At 35.5% G+C, this 19,247-nt stretch carries 19 protein-coding genes; 13 read left to right on the top strand and 6 right to left on the bottom strand.

All coding sequences use genetic code 11. The features are described 5' to 3' along the window. Together LV89_RS21090 and LV89_RS21085 are read left to right on the top strand one after the other, a co-directional pair. The coding region (locus LV89_RS21090) for a transposase (protein ID WP_146199140.1) at positions 1-304 on the top strand (304 nt) is incomplete at its 5' end. Between the two features lie 94 nt (positions 305-398). After that, the gene (locus LV89_RS21085) at positions 399-587 is read left to right on the top strand and encodes a YdeI/OmpD-associated family protein (protein ID WP_109744910.1); all 189 of its coding nucleotides are present in this window, start codon (positions 399-401) and stop codon (positions 585-587) included. Between the two features lie 121 nt (positions 588-708). On the opposite strand, the gene LV89_RS21080 is transcribed toward LV89_RS21085, so the two are convergent. The 3 genes from LV89_RS21080 to moaC all read right to left on the bottom strand — a co-directional run bounded on the left by LV89_RS21080 (position 709) and on the right by moaC (position 4,294). Next, positions 709-3,162 (bottom strand): glycoside hydrolase family 95 protein, encoded by a 2,454-nt coding sequence (locus tag LV89_RS21080; protein WP_109744909.1) that lies wholly within the window; start codon positions 3,160-3,162, stop codon positions 709-711. Positions 3,163-3,226: 64 nt separating this feature from the next. Further along, a complete protein-coding gene (mobA, locus tag LV89_RS21075; RefSeq protein ID WP_158279651.1) occupies positions 3,227-3,793 on the bottom strand; it encodes a molybdenum cofactor guanylyltransferase in 567 nt (188 codons plus the stop codon). Between the two features lie 30 nt (positions 3,794-3,823). After that, complete coding sequence (gene moaC / locus LV89_RS21070) at positions 3,824-4,294, bottom strand: cyclic pyranopterin monophosphate synthase MoaC (protein ID WP_109744913.1); 471 nt, start codon at positions 4,292-4,294, stop codon at positions 3,824-3,826. Positions 4,295-4,404: 110 nt separating this feature from the next. Here moaC and LV89_RS21065 point away from each other — a divergent pair, with 110 nt between their 5' ends. Further along, positions 4,405-5,574, top strand: a complete 1,170-nt coding sequence (locus LV89_RS21065; protein ID WP_109744907.1) for a molybdopterin molybdotransferase MoeA — start codon at positions 4,405-4,407, stop codon at positions 5,572-5,574. Positions 5,575-5,940: 366 nt separating this feature from the next. On the opposite strand, the gene LV89_RS21060 is transcribed toward LV89_RS21065, so the two are convergent. Continuing rightward, positions 5,941-6,834, bottom strand: coding sequence for an Rpn family recombination-promoting nuclease/putative transposase (locus tag LV89_RS21060; RefSeq protein ID WP_109744906.1), 894 nt, complete (start codon positions 6,832-6,834; stop codon positions 5,941-5,943). A 134-nt stretch (positions 6,835-6,968) separates the two neighbouring features. On the opposite strand from LV89_RS21060, the gene LV89_RS21055 reads away from it, so the two are divergent. Continuing rightward, positions 6,969-8,219 carry a replication-associated recombination protein A gene (locus LV89_RS21055; RefSeq protein ID WP_109744905.1) on the top strand — a complete coding sequence of 417 codons (1,251 nt, stop codon included), beginning with the start codon at positions 6,969-6,971 and terminating at the stop codon, positions 8,217-8,219. A gap of 181 nt (positions 8,220-8,400) precedes the next feature. Here the strand turns inward: LV89_RS21055 and LV89_RS21050 are convergent, their stop codons facing one another. Continuing rightward, positions 8,401-9,651: an S-adenosylmethionine:tRNA ribosyltransferase-isomerase gene (locus tag LV89_RS21050; protein ID WP_229201567.1), complete on the bottom strand. Its 1,251-nt coding sequence runs from the start codon at positions 9,649-9,651 to the stop codon at positions 8,401-8,403. Between the two features lie 261 nt (positions 9,652-9,912). Further along, complete coding sequence (locus LV89_RS21045) at positions 9,913-10,422, bottom strand: DUF1648 domain-containing protein (protein WP_109744903.1); 510 nt, start codon at positions 10,420-10,422, stop codon at positions 9,913-9,915. Between the two features lie 314 nt (positions 10,423-10,736). Here LV89_RS21045 and LV89_RS21040 point away from each other — a divergent pair, with 314 nt between their 5' ends. The 9 genes from LV89_RS21040 (at position 10,737) to LV89_RS21000 (ending at position 19,230) form a co-directional block, all read left to right on the top strand. Beyond that, positions 10,737-11,285 carry a cob(I)yrinic acid a,c-diamide adenosyltransferase gene (locus LV89_RS21040; protein WP_109744902.1) on the top strand — a complete coding sequence of 183 codons (549 nt, stop codon included), beginning with the start codon at positions 10,737-10,739 and terminating at the stop codon, positions 11,283-11,285. 172 nt (positions 11,286-11,457) lie between these two features. Next, a complete protein-coding gene (locus tag LV89_RS21035) occupies positions 11,458-12,522 on the top strand; it encodes a branched-chain amino acid aminotransferase (protein WP_109744901.1) in 1,065 nt (354 codons plus the stop codon). Between the two features lie 234 nt (positions 12,523-12,756). Continuing rightward, complete coding sequence (locus LV89_RS21030) at positions 12,757-13,467, top strand: LytR/AlgR family response regulator transcription factor (RefSeq protein WP_109744900.1); 711 nt, start codon at positions 12,757-12,759, stop codon at positions 13,465-13,467. A gap of 9 nt (positions 13,468-13,476) precedes the next feature. Beyond that, positions 13,477-14,583 (top strand): sensor histidine kinase, encoded by a 1,107-nt coding sequence (locus LV89_RS21025; protein ID WP_109744899.1) that lies wholly within the window; start codon positions 13,477-13,479, stop codon positions 14,581-14,583. Positions 14,584-14,975: 392 nt separating this feature from the next. Further along, positions 14,976-15,179: a hypothetical protein gene (locus LV89_RS21020; RefSeq protein WP_109744898.1), complete on the top strand. Its 204-nt coding sequence runs from the start codon at positions 14,976-14,978 to the stop codon at positions 15,177-15,179. A gap of 13 nt (positions 15,180-15,192) precedes the next feature. Next, entirely contained in the window at positions 15,193-15,402 is a 210-nt protein-coding gene (locus LV89_RS21015; protein WP_109744897.1) for a hypothetical protein, read from the top strand. A 23-nt stretch (positions 15,403-15,425) separates the two neighbouring features. Then, positions 15,426-16,595: a radical SAM protein gene (locus LV89_RS21010; RefSeq protein ID WP_146199220.1), complete on the top strand. Its 1,170-nt coding sequence runs from the start codon at positions 15,426-15,428 to the stop codon at positions 16,593-16,595. Next, a complete protein-coding gene (locus LV89_RS21005) occupies positions 16,582-16,767 on the top strand; it encodes a hypothetical protein (protein ID WP_109744895.1) in 186 nt (61 codons plus the stop codon). Before LV89_RS21010 ends, LV89_RS21005 begins: the two co-directional genes overlap by 14 nt. A gap of 12 nt (positions 16,768-16,779) precedes the next feature. Continuing rightward, the gene (locus tag LV89_RS21000) at positions 16,780-19,230 is read left to right on the top strand and encodes a TonB-dependent receptor (protein ID WP_109744894.1); all 2,451 of its coding nucleotides are present in this window, start codon (positions 16,780-16,782) and stop codon (positions 19,228-19,230) included. Positions 19,231-19,247 lie beyond the last annotated feature (17 nt).

Below are 19,247 nucleotides of genomic sequence, written 5' to 3'. Positions count from 1 at the left end.
ATTTTTTAAGCTTCGTGACTTAGAACTTATTACCAAAACCAGAGATAATATGAAAGAAGTACAAGAAAAACTAACTCCCTTAAAAGCCTATTATTTAAAACACCGAGGCTTGGTCGAAACAGTCTTTGACCTCTTGAAAAACATCTGTAATCTGGAACATTCCAGACATCGAAGTTCTAAAAATTTTATGGTAAATTTCACGAGTGCTTTGATTGCTTATACCTATTTTGAATCATTCCCCTCATTCCCAAACTATACGGAAAAAGTAAGGAGTGATGAAAAATATGAAATTGTACTAATCTGAGATTTATCGCAATAATTCACGTTATATTTATGAAGCTATCGAAATAGAAAGAGCAGGTTTAAAAGTAGAGTTGAAAAAGCCTTCTGAATTTAAAATGGCAGATGAATTTCAGCAAAAATTAGATGAAAATTCTGCTTTGAAAACGGCATTCGAGAAATTAACTGCGGGAAGACAAAGGGCTTATTTACTTCATTTTTCAGCCCCCAAACAAGCTAAAACCCGTGAAGCCAGAGTTGAAAAAGCAATGGAAGCCATTTTGAATGGGAAGGGTTTGAATGAGTAAAAAAATCAGACAATCGGATTTAATATGGGTAGGGACGAATAGTATTCGTCTGTCGTTCTGGAGTTGGAAGAATGCTATTAGTCCCTACCTGTATCAATCTATCATCATTTTAGGAATAAAATCAACTACCAATCAACGTATATTTTCCTCCTTTTTCCGTCATAAAATCAACTAAAGATTTGTCTTTTTGTGTTGATAATTTTGATTTTCCTGTCAATTTTAAAGTATTTGGTACTTTCAATTTACAGATTCCACCCAATGAAGAACGAATGGTCAATGCCGTAATTTTCTTGTCCTTCCAAGTCATATCCACTTCAAAACCACCTTGTGCTTTTAAGCCTTTAATTTCTCCCGAAGCCCAGTCGTCTGGCAACGCAGGTAAAATATTCAATAATCCATCGTGACTTTGCAATAACATTTCAGCTATGCCCGATGTGCCACCGAAGTTTCCGTCAATTTGGAAAGGAGGGTGCGCACAAAACAAATTCGGATACGTGCCACCGCCTTTGGTATATTCTGTGCCTTCCATACCCGTCAATTTCAACAATTCACGCACCAATTTATAAGCATGGTTGCCGTCGTGGAGTCTTGCCCAGAAGTTGATTTTCCAAGATTTACTCCAACCCGTTCCGTCGTCTCCTCTAATTTCGAGTGTTTTCTTCGCAGCATTCGCAAACTCAGGCGTGCGAAGTGGTGAAATTTGTCGCCCTGGGTGCAAGCCAAATAAATGCGAAGTGTGGCGATGTTGTGGTTCAACGTCTTCCCAATCTTTGTACCATTCTTGCAAATTGCCTTTTTTGCCAATTTGTAGAGGGAATAATTTTGCTCTTTTTTCGAGTAATTCTTTTCTGAAATCGGCATCAATACCCAAAATTTCTGAGGCTTCAATGGTATTCGTGAAAACGTCCCAAATGATAGACATATCCATCGTCGTTGCCATAGAAACTGACCCTTTTACGCCTTTGTCTGTGATAAATTCATTTTCGGGAGAAGTTGACGGAGCGGTAACTAAATGTCCTTTTCCGTCTTGAATGAGCCAATCTTCGCAGAAAATTGACGCTTCTTTCATCAACGGATAAGCTTGTTCTTTCAAATATTTTTTATCTCCTGTAAAAGCGTAATGCGTCCATAAATGCTGGCTCAACCACGCTCCGCCCATCGTCCAATTTGCCCAAACAGGCGAGCCTTTTCCCAAATCTCCCACAGGATTTGAAAGTCCCCAAACGTCCGAATTATGGTGAGCCACCCAACCACGAGCGTTATAGAAATTCTTAGCGGTTTCTTTTCCAGTTTCGGCAATTGCCTTGATATGCTTTAAAAGTGGCGTGTGCAAATCCGAAAGATTACACATTTCAGCCAACCAATAATTCATTTCGGTATTGATGTTAATGGTGTAATTTGAACTCCAAGGCGGACGAATTGAGTTGTTCCAAATGCCTTGTAAATTGGCAGGAAGTCCATCGGGACGAGAGCATGAAATCAATAAATATCGCCCAAATTGAAAATATAAACTCTCCAAAGATGGGTCTTTTGCTCCTTCAGTATATTTCAAAAGTCGTTGGTCGGTGGGTAAATCAACACTTGGATTTCCGTTTAACGAAAAGCTCATTCGTTTGAAAAAACCTTGATAATCAGCGATATGAGCCGTTTTTAGTTCGTCGAAAGACTTTCCTTTACTGAGTTTTAAATTGTTTTCAACCAAAGTTTTTTCGTCTTTTCCTTCCGAGTCTGGGCATTTATCAAAACCGTTAAAACTACTACCAATTGTTAAGATAAAAATCGCTTCGGAAGCATCCCAAACGTGGAAACCAGAAGTGTCTGTTGTTGATTTTCCATCGGTAGATTGAAGCACCAAACGCCAGTCGAAACGTGTACCGTTACAGTTTGTTTTATCTTCGTAAACGATTGGATTTTTTCTATCTCTTACATAATTTGGAGCAGCAGAAGCGGGTGTTTTTCCACGTATCACAATTTGATTTTGACCCATTAATGATTTCAAAATCGGGTGCTGGCTTTTGGTAGTAAGCATAAAATCTAATGCTCCTTTTTGAGAAGATTTCAATTTAAAAACCATCGCTTGGGCAGGAGCAGAAACAAAAAACTCACGGGTGAATTCTGTATTACCAACTTTGAAACGAGTAGTTGAAACGGCATTTTCAATGTTTAAATCTCGGGAATAATTGCTTGTTTCACCCGTAAATTTTTGCTTGAAAACTAAGTCTCCCAAAGGCTGATATGCTTCAGAATAAAGTCCTTGTAATTGTTTAGTCAGTTGTTCTGCTTTCGCAAAATCTTCCGCCAAAATGGCATCTCTGACTTCCTGTAAATGCTTTGAAGCTTCTGGATTGGGGTTTTTATTGACAGGACCACCCGACCAAAGCGTTTGTTCATTGAGTTGGATTAGTTCGTTTTCGGGTTTCCCAAAAATCATTGCACCAATGCGTCCGTTACCAATCGGCAAGGCTTCATTCCAATTTCGAGCGGGTTGTTTGTACCAAAGCGTTAGATTTTTTTGGGCGAAAAGAGGAATTTGAAAAAGTAATAAAAATAGAATTATGTAATGTGTTTTTTTCATGGTTTGGAAAAGAGTTTTAATATTAGATTGGTAAAAATTATAAGCCTTTTTTACGCAAATTCTACTAAAAAAGATTGATGTTTGTCCTTTCTTCTACGGTATTGATATTGGTAATCCATTGAAGATTATATTCTTTGATTAATTGAATGTCAAGGCTTTGAAGAACTTTCATCGGTGATTTTTTACCTTGATTGACGGCTTCTTGAAGTTTTTCGTAGATTTTAGGTTCATAGATGGTTAATAGTGGTTCGGGGAAATGTTCGTCAGGATTTTCAAATGCGGTTGCATATTTTTCTTGATTGCGATTTTGTAATAAATATGCAACCGCTTTTTCGTCAACAAAAGGCATATCACAAGCTACTACCAACCACGCCGTATTGGGGTTTTGCTGAAAGGCAGAAATGATGCCCACCATCGGACTTTTTATTGGTAAATCAAGGTCTTGGATATACGGTAAATCTGTCGTTTGATTTTGATTAATGGAAACGTAAACATCTGAACAATAGTTTTTTAGTAAATCAAAAAGATATTGTTCTTGGGTTTTTCCGTGATAATGAATCAGCCGTTTTTCTTCACCCATGCGAGAGCTGAGTCCGCCTGATAGGATGAGGGCTGAGATAGATAAATTCATCATTTTATTTTACGATTCTGGAGAATCGTGTTACACACCGTAATCACTTTTTCCGCCCGTTTTTAACAATAATTTTGTCTCCTTAATCACAATATCGTGCGAAAATGCTTTGCACATATCGTACACAGTTAGAGCTGCAACACTTGCCCCTGTGAGAGCTTCCATTTCAACGCCCGTTTTTGCCGTCAATGAGCAAGTACATTGTATAATGACTTCATTACCAGAGATTTCTATTTTGAATTTGCAAGAGTCTAACCCCAAAGGATGACAAAGTGGAATCAAATCGGAAGTCTTTTTTGCACCCATTGTTCCTGCAATAATGGCAGTTTGTAACACAGAACCTTTCTTAGTTTGAAGGTCGCCATCTTTAAAATTGGCAATAATTTCGTCGGTCAAAACCACGATACTTTGAGCCGTAGCGGTACGTTTGGTAATGGCTTTTTCAGAGACATCAACCATTGAGGGGTTGTTATTGTTATCTAAATGAGTAAAAGATTTCATCGTTTGTTTTAAACTTAAATTTCTATTTTTGTGTAAAGATAAAACGTTTGTAGTACGGACAGCCTTGTCCGCCATTAAATTTACGGACAATGCTGTCCGTACTATCAAAAATGATTTCCGTAAAAGAAGCCCTCAAAATAGTAGAAGAAAACGCCTTTATTCCTAAAGTTTCAGAAGTTTCGCTTTTGGAAAGTGTGGGTAAAGTTTTAGCCGAAAATATTACAGCCGACCGAGATTTTCCGCCCTTTAATCGAGTAGCAATGGACGGTATTGCGATAGCTCAAACTTTAGATTCTTTCAAAATTGAAACCATACAATACGCAGGTGAAGCTCAAAAATCGCTTCAAAATCCCGAAAACTGTATGGAAGTGATGACAGGAGCTGTTTTACCTTCGGGTTGTAATACCGTTATTCGTTATGAAGATATTGAAATTCAAGAAGTTGATGGGGTAAAAGTCGCTAAAATTTCGATTCCATTATCGGAGATTTCACAAGGACAAAATGTGCATCGTCAAGGTTCAGACCGTAAAATGGGAGATATTCTTTTACAAAAAGGTCTGAAAATTTCTCCCTCTGAAATTGCCGTGATGGCATCCGTTGGCAAAGCGAGCGTAAAAGTAGAAATACCACCGAAGGTTGCCGTAATTTCTACAGGTGATGAATTGGTAGAAATTACTGCTAATCCGTTACCATATCAAATCAGAATGTCCAATTCTTATATGTTGTCGGCGGCATTGGATAGGGTAGGCGTGAAGGCAAATTTATTTCATTTGACAGATGATAAAGAAGAACTGTTTATTAAGCTACAAGAAATTTTAGCGAATCATGATATTTTGTTGTTGAGCGGAGGTGTATCAGCAGGAAAGAAAGATTTTGTTCCAGAAATTTTGGCGAATTTAGGCGTGAAAAAACTCTTCCATAAAGTTGCCCAAAAGCCGGGAAAACCATTTTGGTTTGGCAAAACAGAAGAAGGAAAAACCGTTTTTGCTTTACCGGGAAATCCAGTTTCTACGTTTTTATGTTTCTGTAAATACTTTTTAGAGCGTAGGAATGAAGTCGTAGTTTTGGATAAAGACGTATTCTTCAAACCAAATTTAACGTATTTTGTACCCGTAAAAACGTATTTTCAAGACGGAAAATTAATGGCTACACCTTTTGAGGGCAGTGGCTCAGCCGATTTTGCTAATTTGACAGATTGCGATGGTTTTGTAGAATTACCCGCTGAAAGTCAAGTGTTTAAGAAAGGAGAGGTTTTTGAGTTTGTGAGGTTTCGGTTTTGAGATTTTCAATTACCTAACATCTTAGTTTAGTTCTACTTTGGTATTTTAAAAATTGCCCTAAAAGAGCCGTAGGCTTGGGATATTTTGTAGCCCAGAAATTTCTTTCGGGGAAATAACGAAAATGGATGGGTATTTAAAGGTTTGTTTATATAAATCGTTCCTACGGAACTCAATGGATTGTTTGGTCATTTTCACCCCGAAATGAATTTCGGGGCTACAAGATGGGTCAAGCCTACGGCTTTTTCAAGAGAGCCAACGTAGATTTATACCAATTTTAAAGATTTGATATGTACTTTACGGAAGTCGTCGTTCAAAACGACGACTTCCGTTGATACTCCCATACGCAATACCATTTTTAAATTAGAATTAGTTAGAAGATTCTTTTATTTTTTGGATAATTTCTTCTACATATTTGACTGGAAGCTCAAATGTATCTGCAATAAAAGCAGCATCAAAGCCTTTTTTCAATAAGCCTTTAACATAAAATATAGTTGTATTTATTTTAATTTCTTCTGCAATCGTCATGGCAATATTAGTTACGTTGTTTGAAACTTTAGTAAAGATAATTGTTAAGTCTCTTGTTGTCAAGTTTATACCATTATCAATGTAAGTAAACACTGAGCGGATAAAGTCAATTTCATGAGCTTCTTCTAATAAGTTGAGTTTTTCTGTCCAAAAAGAAATCAAACTTAAAAATTGCTCCTTTTCGTCTCGACTATGTTTCAAAAGCATGGCAGTGGTGCTGAGAAAGTTATTTTTAAAGTTAGCAATTTGATAATCTTCAAAATCATTGAGAGAAAAGAGTAAATAGTCGAATTCTGGAAGGAATTTCAATAAATCATCAGGAGGGTTTTCAAAATAACGTCTCATTGTTATTTTATTCCAATTGGTATTTCCATGATGGATAATGATTGGAATAATTACCGACGATTTTTGCTTTTGTTTTTGCTCTTCTTGCCAAATATTAGTCATATATCGCAAAAGTTGCCATTGAGGGAAATCCTCTCTATATGATTTATGCTCAAAAAGTAATGTTATTGTAGCTTCTTGTCCTGCATATTCGCTTTTATAAACTAAGTCTGCCAAGTGTTCCGATAAATCAGCATCGGTAAAAGAAGAATTAGTCAATTGAAGTTTACTAAGATTGATTTTATCTTTTATACCTGCTGGAAAAACTTCTTGAATGAAACTTTGAACCACTTCTAAACGAGAGAAAGATTCTTTGAAAAATTTGTCGTGAGGATTGGTAATTGTAGCCATTTAGATTAGAATTGTAGATTGTGAAAATAATTTTTATAACTGATAAGTGTTGAAATACAATAATAGTCAAAATCTATCAATAATTTCAAAATCCCCCACATCATTTATCTTTGCCAAAAATTAAGTAGAAAATTATGCAGCCATTAGCCGAAAGAATGCGTCCAGATACGCTTGATGAATATGTCGGACAACAACATTTGGTAGGGTCAAAAGCCGTACTTCGTCGGGCGGTGGAGGCTGGTCGTGTGCCTTCTTTTATTCTTTGGGGACCTCCGGGGGTTGGTAAAACCACTTTGGCGAGCATTGTCGCAAAGGCTCTGAAACGTCCTTTTTATGTACTTTCTGCTATTAATTCGGGGGTGAAAGATATTCGAGAAACGATAGATTTAGCCAAAAAACAACAGTTTTTCGATAGCCCGTCGCCTATTTTATTCATTGATGAGATTCACCGTTTTTCAAAATCTCAACAAGATTCATTGTTGGGAGCAGTTGAAAAAGGAATCGTTACGCTTATCGGGGCAACTACCGAAAACCCTTCATTTGAAGTTATTTCGGCACTTTTATCACGTTGTCAGGTGTATGTTCTCAAACCTTTGAGTAAAGATGAACTGATTTTCTTGGTTAATCAGGCTTTAGAAAAAGACGCTTTTCTGAAAAATAAGAAAGTGGTCGTTAAAGAATACGAAGCCATGTTGCAGTTTTCGGGGGGCGATGGTCGGAAGTTGTATAATATTTTGGAATTGGTCACTACTTTCAACGAAGGGGAGGAAGTTTTGGAAATTACCAACGAGATGGTTGTTGAAAAACTGCAACAACACATTGCCCTGTACGACAAGGACGGAGAGCAACATTATGATATTATTTCGGCTTTCATTAAATCCATTCGTGGCTCTGACCCTGACGCTGCTATTTATTGGCTCGCTCGCATGATTGAAGGAGGCGAAGACATTGAATTTATTGGCAGACGAATGATGATTTTGGCTTCGGAAGATATTGGACTTGCCAATCCAAATGCCCTTTTGATGGCAAATACTTGTTTCCAAACCATTCGGGCAGTTGGCTTGCCAGAAGCTCGTATTATTCTCTCGCAGACGGTAATTTATTTGGCAACTTCCGCCAAAAGTAATTCGGCATATTTGGCAATTGATAATGCGTTGGCGTTGGTGCGTCAGACGGGGAATTTGCCTGTTCCGCTACATTTACGCAATGCTCCGACCAAACTAATGAAAGAGTTAGATTACGGAAAAGGCTACAAATACGCCCATAATTACGAAGGGAATTTTGTAGAACAACAATATTTACCCGATGAAATCAAAGAGAAAATCTTTTATGAACCCCAAGAAAATGCTGCCGAAAGAAAGATAAAAGAAGGAATGAAAAAGTAACACAGACTTTAGTCTGTAAGTAAAAAGAACAGACTAAAGTCTGTGTTACGGAAGTTGAAAGAACAGACTAAAGTCTGTGTTACGGAAGTTGAAAGAACAGACTAAAGTCTGTGTTACGGGAGTTGAAAGAACAGACTAAAGTCTGTGTTACGGGAGTTGAAAGAACAGACTGAAGTCTGTGTTACGGGAGTAAAAGAGAAGAATCTCCATAACTCAAAAAACGATAGTCTTTTGTCATAGCTTCTTCATAAACACGTCGCCAATCTTCGCCAATGAGTGCTGCAATCAATAAAATCAACGTACTTTCTGGTTGGTGATAATTGGTAATAATACCTTTACAAAGTTTAAACTGATAACTTGGAAAGATAAAAATTTCAGTTTCTCCTGTAATTTCTGAATCGTTATTGGCTATCATTTTTTCCAAGATAGCTTTTAAAGATTCCTCAGCACTTGGTACATTTTCGTGTTGATAAGGATATAATTTTTCTATAAAAAACGGACTGTTTTTATCTGAAATTAATTTTACACCGTACCAATAAAGACTTTCCAAAGTCCGCATAGAAGTTGTTCCAACGGGAATAATATTTCCTAAATTAGCTAAAAGATTTTCTACATTTTCTCGACTAATAACTACTTGCTCATTGTGCATTTTATGCTCAATGATATTCTCCACTTTGATTGGTTGAAATGTTCCCGCCCCAACGTGTAGCGTTAAAAACTCTTGCTTTATTCCTTGATTTTCAAGGTTTTTTAAAACTTCGTCAGTGAAATGAAGACCCGCCGTTGGAGCTGCGACTGCCCCTTTTTTCTCACTATAAACGGTTTGGTATGTTTCATAATCTGCCGTTTCTGCTTCACGATTTAAGTATGGAGGAAGCGGAATTTGCCCGAGAGATTGAATGAGCTTGGAAAAAGGTAATTCGTAGGTATGAGGTAGTAGGTATGAGGTAGTGGGTTTTGGAATTTCACTATTTTCTACCTCATACCTAAATTTAACGTAATTCTTTTCTTCGTCAAAAATCTCGGCATTTACTTTTACTTCTTGACCGTCAATGGTTAGGGTTTGAGAAAGAACGTCGCCTTTTTTCCAACGTTTTCTATTGCCAATCATACATTCCCATACGCAAGAATCGGTTACTTCCATCGCCAAATTAATAACAGGCGTTGGTAGTACAGGGTGTAATAAAAAAATCTGAATGACTGCTCCTGTTGATTTCTGAAAGTGAATTCGGGCAGGAATAACTTTGGTATTATTAAAAACGAGTAAACTGTTTTTAGGCAAATAATCCGTAATGTTTTTGAAAACAGTATGCGTTATTTTCCCTTGTTGATAAACCTGTAATTTCGATTCGTCACGTTTGGGCAAAGGAAATTTTGCGATGCGTTCATCGGGTAAATCGTAGGTATAATCTGAAAGCTTGATGTTTTGCACAGGATAATTTTGTGTACCACGATTCTCCAGAATCGTGAATTATACTAAAAGAACAATTCTGGATAATTATGATATAATTTCGGAATTATATACTTAATGTCGCAAGTTAAATTTGAGTTGAAAAAACCTCACCCGTGCGACGGTCGCCCCAACCCCTCTCCGATGGAGAGGGGAGCATTCGACCCCATTTTTCTCCCCTCTCCATCGGAGAGGGGTCGGGGGTGAGGTTTTGCTACATTAAGTACATAATTCCGTATAATTTTAATCTTCTACAACATCTGGATTTGTGTAAAGCAATTTGATTGGCAAATAAAAAATCCAAATGATGATGGCAGCAACACCAATCACAAGCAAATACGTATAATCAGTATTGAAGGTTCTTTCATCGTTGAGAGCCAATAAAGCTCTGAGAATCAGTAATAAAAATGTATTAACAACGGCAGGAAGAAAATTTAACCAATTGACAACGGTATCATTTAATTGCTTGCGGTCAATAAGCCATTTTTTATTTGGAATCCACTGAAAAGCATTGGCAGGCAATTTTTGTACGCTATTAATCAATAAAACTACCAAAATATTAAAAGCAAACATAATACCTCCGAAAAGATAAAAAACTTCATTTTTAGGAAGAAATCCGTCTCCTCTACCATTTTCTCCAAAATGTACCGCCGTTGGGTCTGGAAGTCCACGATAGGTAAATAAAAGAACAATAACGAAGGCTGCAATAGATAAATATCGCCAAACTCTTGAAATAAAATATTCTATACTCATATTTAGGGATTAGTGGTTGGTGATTAGGTAAATTCAAACTTTGTCACAACAAAACCGCTATACTTAATGTGAAAATTACACCGCAAAATTACGCCACAACTCCCAAAGTTTCTAATGAAAAGCAGGATTAGAAATTTATCTTATTAGAAAAAATAGTTGTTATGACAATTATTTTTAAATTTTATGAAAATAATTTTATTAAAAAAATGTAGCTTTGTGGAATAGAGGTTTTAGGTAATGGGTTTTAGGTGTTAGTCTATCATCGTAGTATTTAATCTATTACCTAAAACCTTAATTCTAAAACCTGTAAAAACATGAAAATATATACAAAAACGGGAGATAAAGGACAGACATCGTTAGTAGGAGGAACACGAGTTGCCAAAACTGAACTCAGAATTGAAGCCTACGGAACGGTTGATGAACTTAATTCATATATTGGTTTAGTGCGTGACCAAACTGTAAATGAAAATAGAAAAGAGGTTTTGAAAGAAATCCAAGACCGACTTTTTACGATTGGCTCAATTTTGGCATCAGAACCAGAACAGACCAAAAGGCAAATTCCAGACCTAAATGAAGGTGATATTACACTTTTGGAAAAGGAAATGGATGAAATGGATAAAAAATTAGAACCAATGCGTTTTTTCATTCTTCCAGGAGGGCATCAGTCGGTTTCGTTTGGGCATTTAGCCAGAACTGTTTGCAGAAGAGCCGAAAGATGTGTTTTGAGATTGGCGGAAGATTCGGAAGTGAATGATTTGGTTGTGAAATACCTAAATCGCCTTTCAGATTATCTTTTCGTTTTGTGCCGAATGATGGCAAAAGAACTTGAAATTGAAGAAGTTGCTTGGAAACCAAGAGTTTAGCAATAATTGTGATTTGTGATTTAGTAATTTAAAATGCTGAAAATCAAATCATCAAGAATAATAAAACGCTTTATGGATTTCTAAGATTTTATATAAGAAATAAATTATTTTTTGCATTTAGAATTGAGATTTGTAAATCACAGATTATCAATTCACCAAATTACATATTACTATGACTGAGACATTGCAGATTGACATTCATCAGATTGAAAAATCGAGAATTGATACGGTTGATTTTGACAACCTTATTTTTGGACGTTCTTTTGCCGACCACATGTTGATGGTTGACTATGAAGACGGAGCTTGGAAAACTCCTCAAATCCTGCCTTTTGGACCAATTTCTTATTCGCCAGCAATGATGTCATTACATTATGGTCAAGCGATTTTTGAAGGAATGAAAGCTTATAAAAGTCCAACAGGAGAAATTTTAGTATTCCGTCCAGAAGAAAACTGGAAGCGTCTCAATAAATCTGCTGTACGTATGTGTATGCCAGAAGTTCCAGAAGATATTTTTATGGAAGGCCTTTCTGAATTATTACGTTTAGATTCAGCTTGGATTCCTGCAAAAGAAGGTAGTTCAATGTATATTCGTCCGTTTATGTTCTCTACTGACGAATATGTAGGCGTTAGTCCTTCTAAAACTTATAAATTCATGATTTTCACTTGTCCAGTTGGTGCGTATTATACAAAGCCAATTCGTGTACGTGTGGAAACAAAATATATCAGAGCTGCTCATGGTGGCGTTGGTTTCTCGAAAAATGCGGGTAACTACGGTGGTTCATTATATCCAACAAAATTGGCGGTTGATGCAGGTTATGACCAAATTATTTGGACTGATGCTTCTGAACACCAATACGTAGAAGAAGCGGGAACGATGAACTTAATGTTCGTTATCGACGGGAAATTGGTAACAGCTCCAACGGGTGATACTATCTTAGATGGTGTAACTCGCAAGTCGGTAATTCAAGTGGCAAAAGACTTTGGAATGGAAGTAGAAGAACGCCAATTATCAATCAAAGAATTGACTGAAGGCATTGCTTCAGGTAAAGTTCAAGAAGCATTTGGAGCAGGTACTGCCGCAGTAATTGCACCAATCGCAACAGTTGGCTACAATGGTGTAGATTATGATTTGCCAGAACGTCCAGCAGATGCTTTCTCAAAAAGAGTTTATACAGAAATTGACAATATCAAAACAGGGAAAATCGAAGATACTCGTGGATGGGTAATGAAGATTTAGTTTTAAGAATCTGTAAAACAAAAAACCAACCTTAATTTTTAGGGTTGGTTTTTTGTTTTATTCAAGTGACCGTTTTTATTTAGGAGACAATTAGACTTCCTGCGAAAGTGTTTTACGACTTAAAACACTTTCGCAGGAAGTCTATTATTGAAATATCGTTTTTGAGATTTTTAATGAAGATAATCTATTATATTTGAAGAATCTCTTAACCCCAAGTTGGATAACTCTTGACGTATGAAAAAAATTAGATGTATTGTTCTTGAAGACGAAGAACCTGCACAAAATTTAATGCGAAACTATTTTAATCGTCTTCCTGAATTAGAATTAGTGGAAGTATTTGATAATGCACTGGAAGCCTCTGATTTTCTGGAAGATAATGCCATAGATTTGATTTTTACAGACATCGAAATGCCTCGACTTTCGGGCTTAGATTTTATCCGAATGCTTTCGCCAAAACCACACGTAATTATCATTACTGCTTATCCTAACTTTGCCCTTGAAGGGTTTGAACTGGACGCCATTGATTATTTAAAGAAACCCGTTTCATTTGACCGATTCAAGAAATCTGTCGAGAAAGTCCAACGGCTATATGGGAATAGTTTTTCAGAAGAAAACCCCGTCTCGATAGCCATGTATGTTAAAGAATCTGGGAGAATGATAAAAATAGAATTTGCCGATATACTTTATATTGAAGGTTTGGGAGATTATATAAAAATTATAACCAAAGAACGCTCAATTGTGACTTTATCAACCTTGACTAAAATAATAGAAACGTTGCCAGCTACCAATTTTATCAGAGTTCATAAATCGTTTATCATCAATTCAGATAAAATTGATTCAATAGATAGTGCTAATAGCCTTGTAATCATGAACGATAAAAAAGAAATTACACTTGGAAGGGCATTTAAGACAGCCTTTATTTCTCGGTTTAAAGCTATAAATTAATGATTCGTAATGGAACGTTTAGCTGATTACTTACTTCGCCTGTATCCTATTGACCACGTACCCTTCAAGCGGAGGATAATACTTCATGCTATTTTTTGGGGATTTTTTTTTATCTCTCTGCTATTTGGTACAGGTTTTCCATCTGATTCACTTATTATTCGTTTAATAGGAGCATTCTCTTTTACCCTTACCAGTAGCACATTTTTTTATTTATTCAACTATTTTATTCCTTACTTATATGCTCAATACATAGGTTGGTTTAGAGTAATTGTTATTTGTTCTGCAATTATCGCATTCTATTTTTTCATGTCTTTAGAGACTTATTTAAGAGTAGTTATTGTGATAGAAAACCATTGGATTACTCCGCAAAACAAAAGAATATATGAAATTTATCATAATGTGTACGAATCCAACTTTTGGTCTTATTTTGATATAATTAATATTATTACAGATACAATTCAACTTATATTTACCGCTTTACCTGCTTTTTTCTTAAAATTTGTTAGAATATTTGCGAAGGTTCTTTCAGAAAAAAAACAATTAGAGATAGACTTTTTGCGTCTTCAAATTAATCCTCATTTCTTAGTCAATACACTTAATAATATTTACAGTTTAGTTGTAATAGGAGACCAAAGAAGCCCTGATGCTATTTTGTCTCTATCCAATCTTTTGGATTATGTATTATACGAAAGTTCTTTATCTACGGTAAGTGTTGAGAAAGAAGTAGCTTTTCTCAAGGATTTTGTAGCTCTGGAACAAATCAGAAATTCATCAAAAGTACAAGTGAAATTGGAAATTGAGGGAGACTTAACAGGAGTTATAGCCCCGCTTATTTTGATTGCTTTTATCGAAAATGCTTTTAAACATGGAATAGGAGATTCAACTATTCAGAGTTACGTTCATATTAAAATTAGAGTAGAAAGTAACACCCTATTTTTGGGAGTTATCAATAGTAAAGTCCGTAAGCTATCTCAAAAACAAAAGAATAGTTTAGGAGGAATTGGTTTAATAAATGTCCAAAAACGTTTAAATTCTTTATACCCCAATCGTTATAGTCTTCAGGTTATTGCAGACCCTAATAAACATCAAATTATGTTGTCTGTTACTTTGGCGTAGAATATTGCAATCATTCGTCGATTAGTTAATGTTGTTTGGCGGAATTGGAATACCGTTGAACGAAAAATAAAAAATAACTTCCATATTCTCTACAAATTTGATTCAACAATGAGACAAAAAACTATTAAACTTTCAAACTCTAATTAATTATGAAAAAGCTTTATACAAACTTAGTCGTAATTAAAAACGTAGTTACAGTTTTTAATTATGACAAAAAGAATGCTCATCAAAGTACGAGTTCATCAAAATTATGTCTTTTTCTATAATACTTTATAAGTTGTTTGCCGACTATGAAATGTCGTTTGTCGGAAAAACAATGTTGTTTATCGGAAAAAATAAACAAATTTTATTGATTCTAATAACTTTGAGATACTCAAAATGAAACAAATCGTATGAAAAAGACATTAAGCACTTTTTTTGAAAAAATTAACTTAAAATCTGATTCACAACTGTTTTTAGATTCAGAAATTGAAATGGTCAATGACGACGCAGCCCAAGAAGTACGAGGAGGTGACAAAGATTATACTCCAATGTATGAGTCTGAACTTGATGGACAGACAAAATGGTTTTTCCCTTCAGTTTTATTGAACACTTAAACGTTGAATTGATATGATTAAGAAAATATTTACCATTGCCAGAAGTGACAAGAAAAAACAGAAAAAAGCACTTCAACAATTGGATGAACATGAAGGTCGAATTGACGCTGATGAAGTATTAGGAGGCAAAATAGATGATATTAATGGAGGTGGTTTTTTTATCAGACAAGAGGTGTCGTCTCAAATAAATGCTTCCTATCAAGGACCAAACGAAATTATTTGATGTAATAATTGAAAGAAAATCAAATGAAAACAAAGGTGATAATCAGAGGTTTAGTTTTGAAAGTTGCCAGTCGTTGTAATTTGAATTGTGAATATTGTTATATGTATAATTTGGGAGATAAAACGTATAAATCTCAACCAAAAGTTATGAGTCAAGAAGTGGTTATTCACTTATTGATGCGAGTAAAAACCTATTTGACAGAGAGCGGGAGTAAAACATTTGCTTTTATTTTTCATGGAGGAGAACCATTATTGGTAGGTTATGACTTTTACCAAAATTTTGTTAGAAAAGCCAATGAATTACTCCCCGCTTCAATCCAAATAATTTATACTATTCAGACGAATGGAGTATTATTAAGCGACGAATGGTGTAAAGTATTGGGAAGTTTGGGAATTAGAATCGGTATTAGTTTAGATGGACTTTCTGAAGAGGCTAACCGTTTTCGATTAGACCATCATGGCAGAAGCTCATTATCAGCCACTTTACAAGGAATTGCCAATGCTCAGACCTCTAAACATTTAAAATATTTACCCGGAATATTATCTGTTATCAATCCGAATATTAATCCAGATGATTTATATAAGAAATATAAGTCGTTGAAAATCAGGCATATTAATTTTCTTTTGCCCGACGGAACACATGATAATTTACCGACAGGTTTTGAATTAGAACAAACAATTTTTGCTGATTGGCTCATTAAGTTATTTGATAATTGGTTTGAAGACCAAGACAGAGATAAACCTCAAATAACGTTTTTCAATCAGATATTAAACAAAATTTTGGGAGGAGAAGGAGATTTTGAATACCTCGGAGGAGGAAAAAACATTAACCTAATCATTGAAACCAACGGAGATATTGAACCGCAAGACAGTCTGAAAGCCTGTGGAAATGGCTTTACCAAGACCAACATGAATATTAGCAATCACGCCTTAGAAGATTCATTCAAGCACCCACTCATTAAATTTTGTATTGATAGTCAGGAAACCTTATGTGGGCAATGTCAAAATTGTTCAGTAGTAGAAGTATGCAATGGTGGATTTATTACTCACCGTTATGATGCTAAAAATGGGTTTAATAATCCTTCCATTTATTGTAAAGATTTAGAAAGATTAATACATTATATCAGTATCCGTGTGGAGTATCTCCTCATTTATTCGTCAAATAAAAATATAAAAGGAAATGAATTTTTTTAGCAAAATACTTTCTTCAAATAGAAAAAAAATATCCTTGACAGAAGGGGAGAATCGTAGCTTTGGGCAACTTAGCCTTGAAGAAATGGAGGCTGTATTGGGTGGTCGTCCATTGGTTAAACCATCAGAAGAACAAGAGAGAAATATTTTGAAAAATATAAATAGAGACATTTAAACGCTATAATTCATGGAGAGGAACTATAAATATTATATCGTGATGATATTTGTAATCACGATGTCAAGCTTGGTCAGATTGTATGCTCAAGACAATACACGAGTTTTAGGAACAATTAAAGAAAGTAATTCTGAGAATACAGTTGGTTTTGCGAATGTGTTGATACTACAAAGCAAAGACTCTTCTATGTTGAAGGGTGTAATGGCTGACGGCAATGGAGCATTTGTTTTTGAAAATATAATGAAAGGCTCATACTTAATCAAAATTAGTTTTATTGGGTATCAGCAGTTTTATAGTCCATCTTTTGTAATTCAAGGAGATGGAAAAGAGGTTGATTTAGGAAAAATATCGCTGAACACAGAGTCGAAAGTATTAAATGAAGTGAAAGTGGTTGGTAACAAACCCTTGGTGGAACGGCAGATAGACCGCTTTGTATTGAATGTTGAGAATAGTGTAGTAGGAGCAGGGAGTACATCATTGGAAGTGCTTGAAAGAGCCCCTGGCGTGTTGGTAGGAGATAACGGGAGTGTAAGTTTACAAGGAAAAACGACAATGATTATGGTAGATGGTAAGCAAATACAACTATCGGGAGAAGGCTTGAATAATTTTCTCAAAAGTCTAAAGTCTGATAATATTGCTAAGATTGAGCTTATTACACAGCCTTCTGCCAAATATGATTCTTTTGCGGGAGCAGTAATTGACATTAAATTAAAGAAAGGAGTAAATCAGGGATTTAATGGAAACGTAAACTTAGGATTGAGCCAAAGCATTTATACAAAATATACAGGTGGGGGCAATTTTAATTTTAAAGAAGGTAAATTTAATTTCTTTGCTAATTATAATCAATCCTTCAATAAAAGTCAGCGAATTTCTTGGCAAGATAGCCGTTTCCCAATAAATAGTTCTTTGTATTCACTATACACAGATTCAAAAAATGAGAGTAGTAGCAGAAGCCATAGTTATAAATTGGGTTTTGACTATAATCTTGCCGCCAACCATGTTCTTGGACTTTCGGTAGATGGGAGTATTTATGGAGGAGATAATGAAAAATATGCTACCACTGATTTTAGGAAGAGTGTGTCATTGAGAGATTCTACCTTAGAAACCATCTCTACTTCAACCATGAAAGAAGATTTCCGAACTTATAACTTAAACTATAAAGGTACTTTAGATTCTAATGGTAAAGAGTTAGAAATTAATATTGATTATGGAAAGGATAATTATAGTAGTGATGCCCTTTTTTTGGGACGAATGAGAATCCCTCCGCAGTCTGAAGCATCTAATTTTAGACAAGGATTGCGGAACAGACCTTCCTATATTACAGAATTTAATACCTACAAAATTGACTATACTCAAGCCATTAATCAATCCTTGAAGATGGAAGCAGGAGCAAAGAGTTCATTTGTAACCGCCAATAACTTAATTCTTGTAGATTTACAAACGAAAGAAAATGGAATGTGGGAGCCTGACACCAAACGAAACGATAATTTTGTCTATAAAGAAAATATTAATGCAGCTTATGTGACTTTTGCTAAATCTGTGGGCAAATGGCAAATCCAAACAGGTTTACGAGTAGAAAATACAAATATTGAATTGAACTCATATTCTACTCAGAGTTTTACGAAGAAAGACTATACCAATTTGTTCCCTAATTTTTTAGCCGAAACCAATTTGTCTGAAAATCATCAATTGGCTTTTGCATTCAGAAGGGACATTACCCGACCAAGTTACGACCAGATGAATCCACTGACTTTTTATACAGACCAGTACACGTACAGTCAGGGAAATCCGAATTTGAATCCTTCTAAGTCGTATAACTTTTCATTGACACATACCTATGCAGGAAAAATCACAACCACGTTTGATTATTCCGTAACTAATGATATGATGTACGAGACTACCGAGCAGATTCCTTCGACAAAAGTGGTTAGGCACTTCATCGGTAATTTGGCAAAGTCAACAGACTATGGTTTGAATGTGAATTTTCAAGTAGCCATTACAAAATGGTGGCAAACCAGTAATAATATTTATGGAAGCGTTGGAAAAGTAACAGATAATAATTTCTTAGGAAATAAACTGGATATAGCTTCTTCTGGATATTATTTCAACTCTACACATAATATTGCACTACCCAAAGGCTATAAAATGGATGTATATGTCAATTATTTAGGGCAGTATATCGTGGCTACCAATACTCAATTACCTCGCTTTTATATGAATGTAAGTTTTCAGAAAAGCATTTGGAAGAAACAAGGAAGCCTAAAACTAAACCTAAACGATATTTTTTGGAGCAGACAATATACCTACCGAACATTATCGGCAACTCAGAACATAGAAGGGAGCAATTATGCCGATACTCGATTGGTCAGACTGACATTGACCTACAAATTTGGGAATAAAAAACTCTCAACTCGTCAACGAAACTCTGGAAGCGATGAAGTTCAAAGTCGTATCAATCATTAGGCTGTTTTGAACTAAAA

Origin of the sequence: Arcicella aurantiaca, assembly GCF_003148625.1 — a bacterium.
Lineage (GTDB): Bacteria > Bacteroidota > Bacteroidia > Cytophagales > Spirosomataceae > Arcicella > Arcicella aurantiaca.
The sequence above is the reverse complement of the archived record's forward strand: the minus strand, read 5'-3'. Positions and strand labels throughout refer to the sequence as shown.

Bases quoted from the DNA above. Each gene is read 5' to 3' on its own strand.
- LV89_RS21060 (WP_109744906.1), bottom strand. From the start codon at position 6,834: ATGGCTACAATTACCAATCCTCACGACAAATTTTTCAAAGAATCTTTC.
- LV89_RS21055 (WP_109744905.1), top strand. From the start codon at position 6,969: ATGCAGCCATTAGCCGAAAGAATGCGTCCAGATACGCTTGATGAATAT.
- LV89_RS21015 (WP_109744897.1), top strand. From the start codon at position 15,193: ATGATTAAGAAAATATTTACCATTGCCAGAAGTGACAAGAAAAAACAG.
- LV89_RS21005 (WP_109744895.1), top strand. From the start codon at position 16,582: ATGAATTTTTTTAGCAAAATACTTTCTTCAAATAGAAAAAAAATATCC.
- mobA (WP_158279651.1), bottom strand. From the start codon at position 3,793: ATGAATTTATCTATCTCAGCCCTCATCCTATCAGGCGGACTCAGCTCT.
- LV89_RS21085 (WP_109744910.1), top strand. From the start codon at position 399: ATGGCAGATGAATTTCAGCAAAAATTAGATGAAAATTCTGCTTTGAAA.
- LV89_RS21000 (WP_109744894.1), top strand. From the start codon at position 16,780: ATGGAGAGGAACTATAAATATTATATCGTGATGATATTTGTAATCACG.
- LV89_RS21065 (WP_109744907.1), top strand. From the start codon at position 4,405: ATGATTTCCGTAAAAGAAGCCCTCAAAATAGTAGAAGAAAACGCCTTT.
- LV89_RS21035 (WP_109744901.1), top strand. From the start codon at position 11,458: ATGACTGAGACATTGCAGATTGACATTCATCAGATTGAAAAATCGAGA.
- LV89_RS21020 (WP_109744898.1), top strand. From the start codon at position 14,976: ATGAAAAAGACATTAAGCACTTTTTTTGAAAAAATTAACTTAAAATCT.
- LV89_RS21025 (WP_109744899.1), top strand. From the start codon at position 13,477: ATGGAACGTTTAGCTGATTACTTACTTCGCCTGTATCCTATTGACCAC.
- LV89_RS21040 (WP_109744902.1), top strand. From the start codon at position 10,737: ATGAAAATATATACAAAAACGGGAGATAAAGGACAGACATCGTTAGTA.
- LV89_RS21080 (WP_109744909.1), bottom strand. From the start codon at position 3,162: ATGAAAAAAACACATTACATAATTCTATTTTTATTACTTTTTCAAATT.
- LV89_RS21030 (WP_109744900.1), top strand. From the start codon at position 12,757: ATGAAAAAAATTAGATGTATTGTTCTTGAAGACGAAGAACCTGCACAA.
- LV89_RS21045 (WP_109744903.1), bottom strand. From the start codon at position 10,422: ATGAGTATAGAATATTTTATTTCAAGAGTTTGGCGATATTTATCTATT.
- LV89_RS21010 (WP_146199220.1), top strand. From the start codon at position 15,426: ATGAAAACAAAGGTGATAATCAGAGGTTTAGTTTTGAAAGTTGCCAGT.
- moaC (WP_109744913.1), bottom strand. From the start codon at position 4,294: ATGAAATCTTTTACTCATTTAGATAACAATAACAACCCCTCAATGGTT.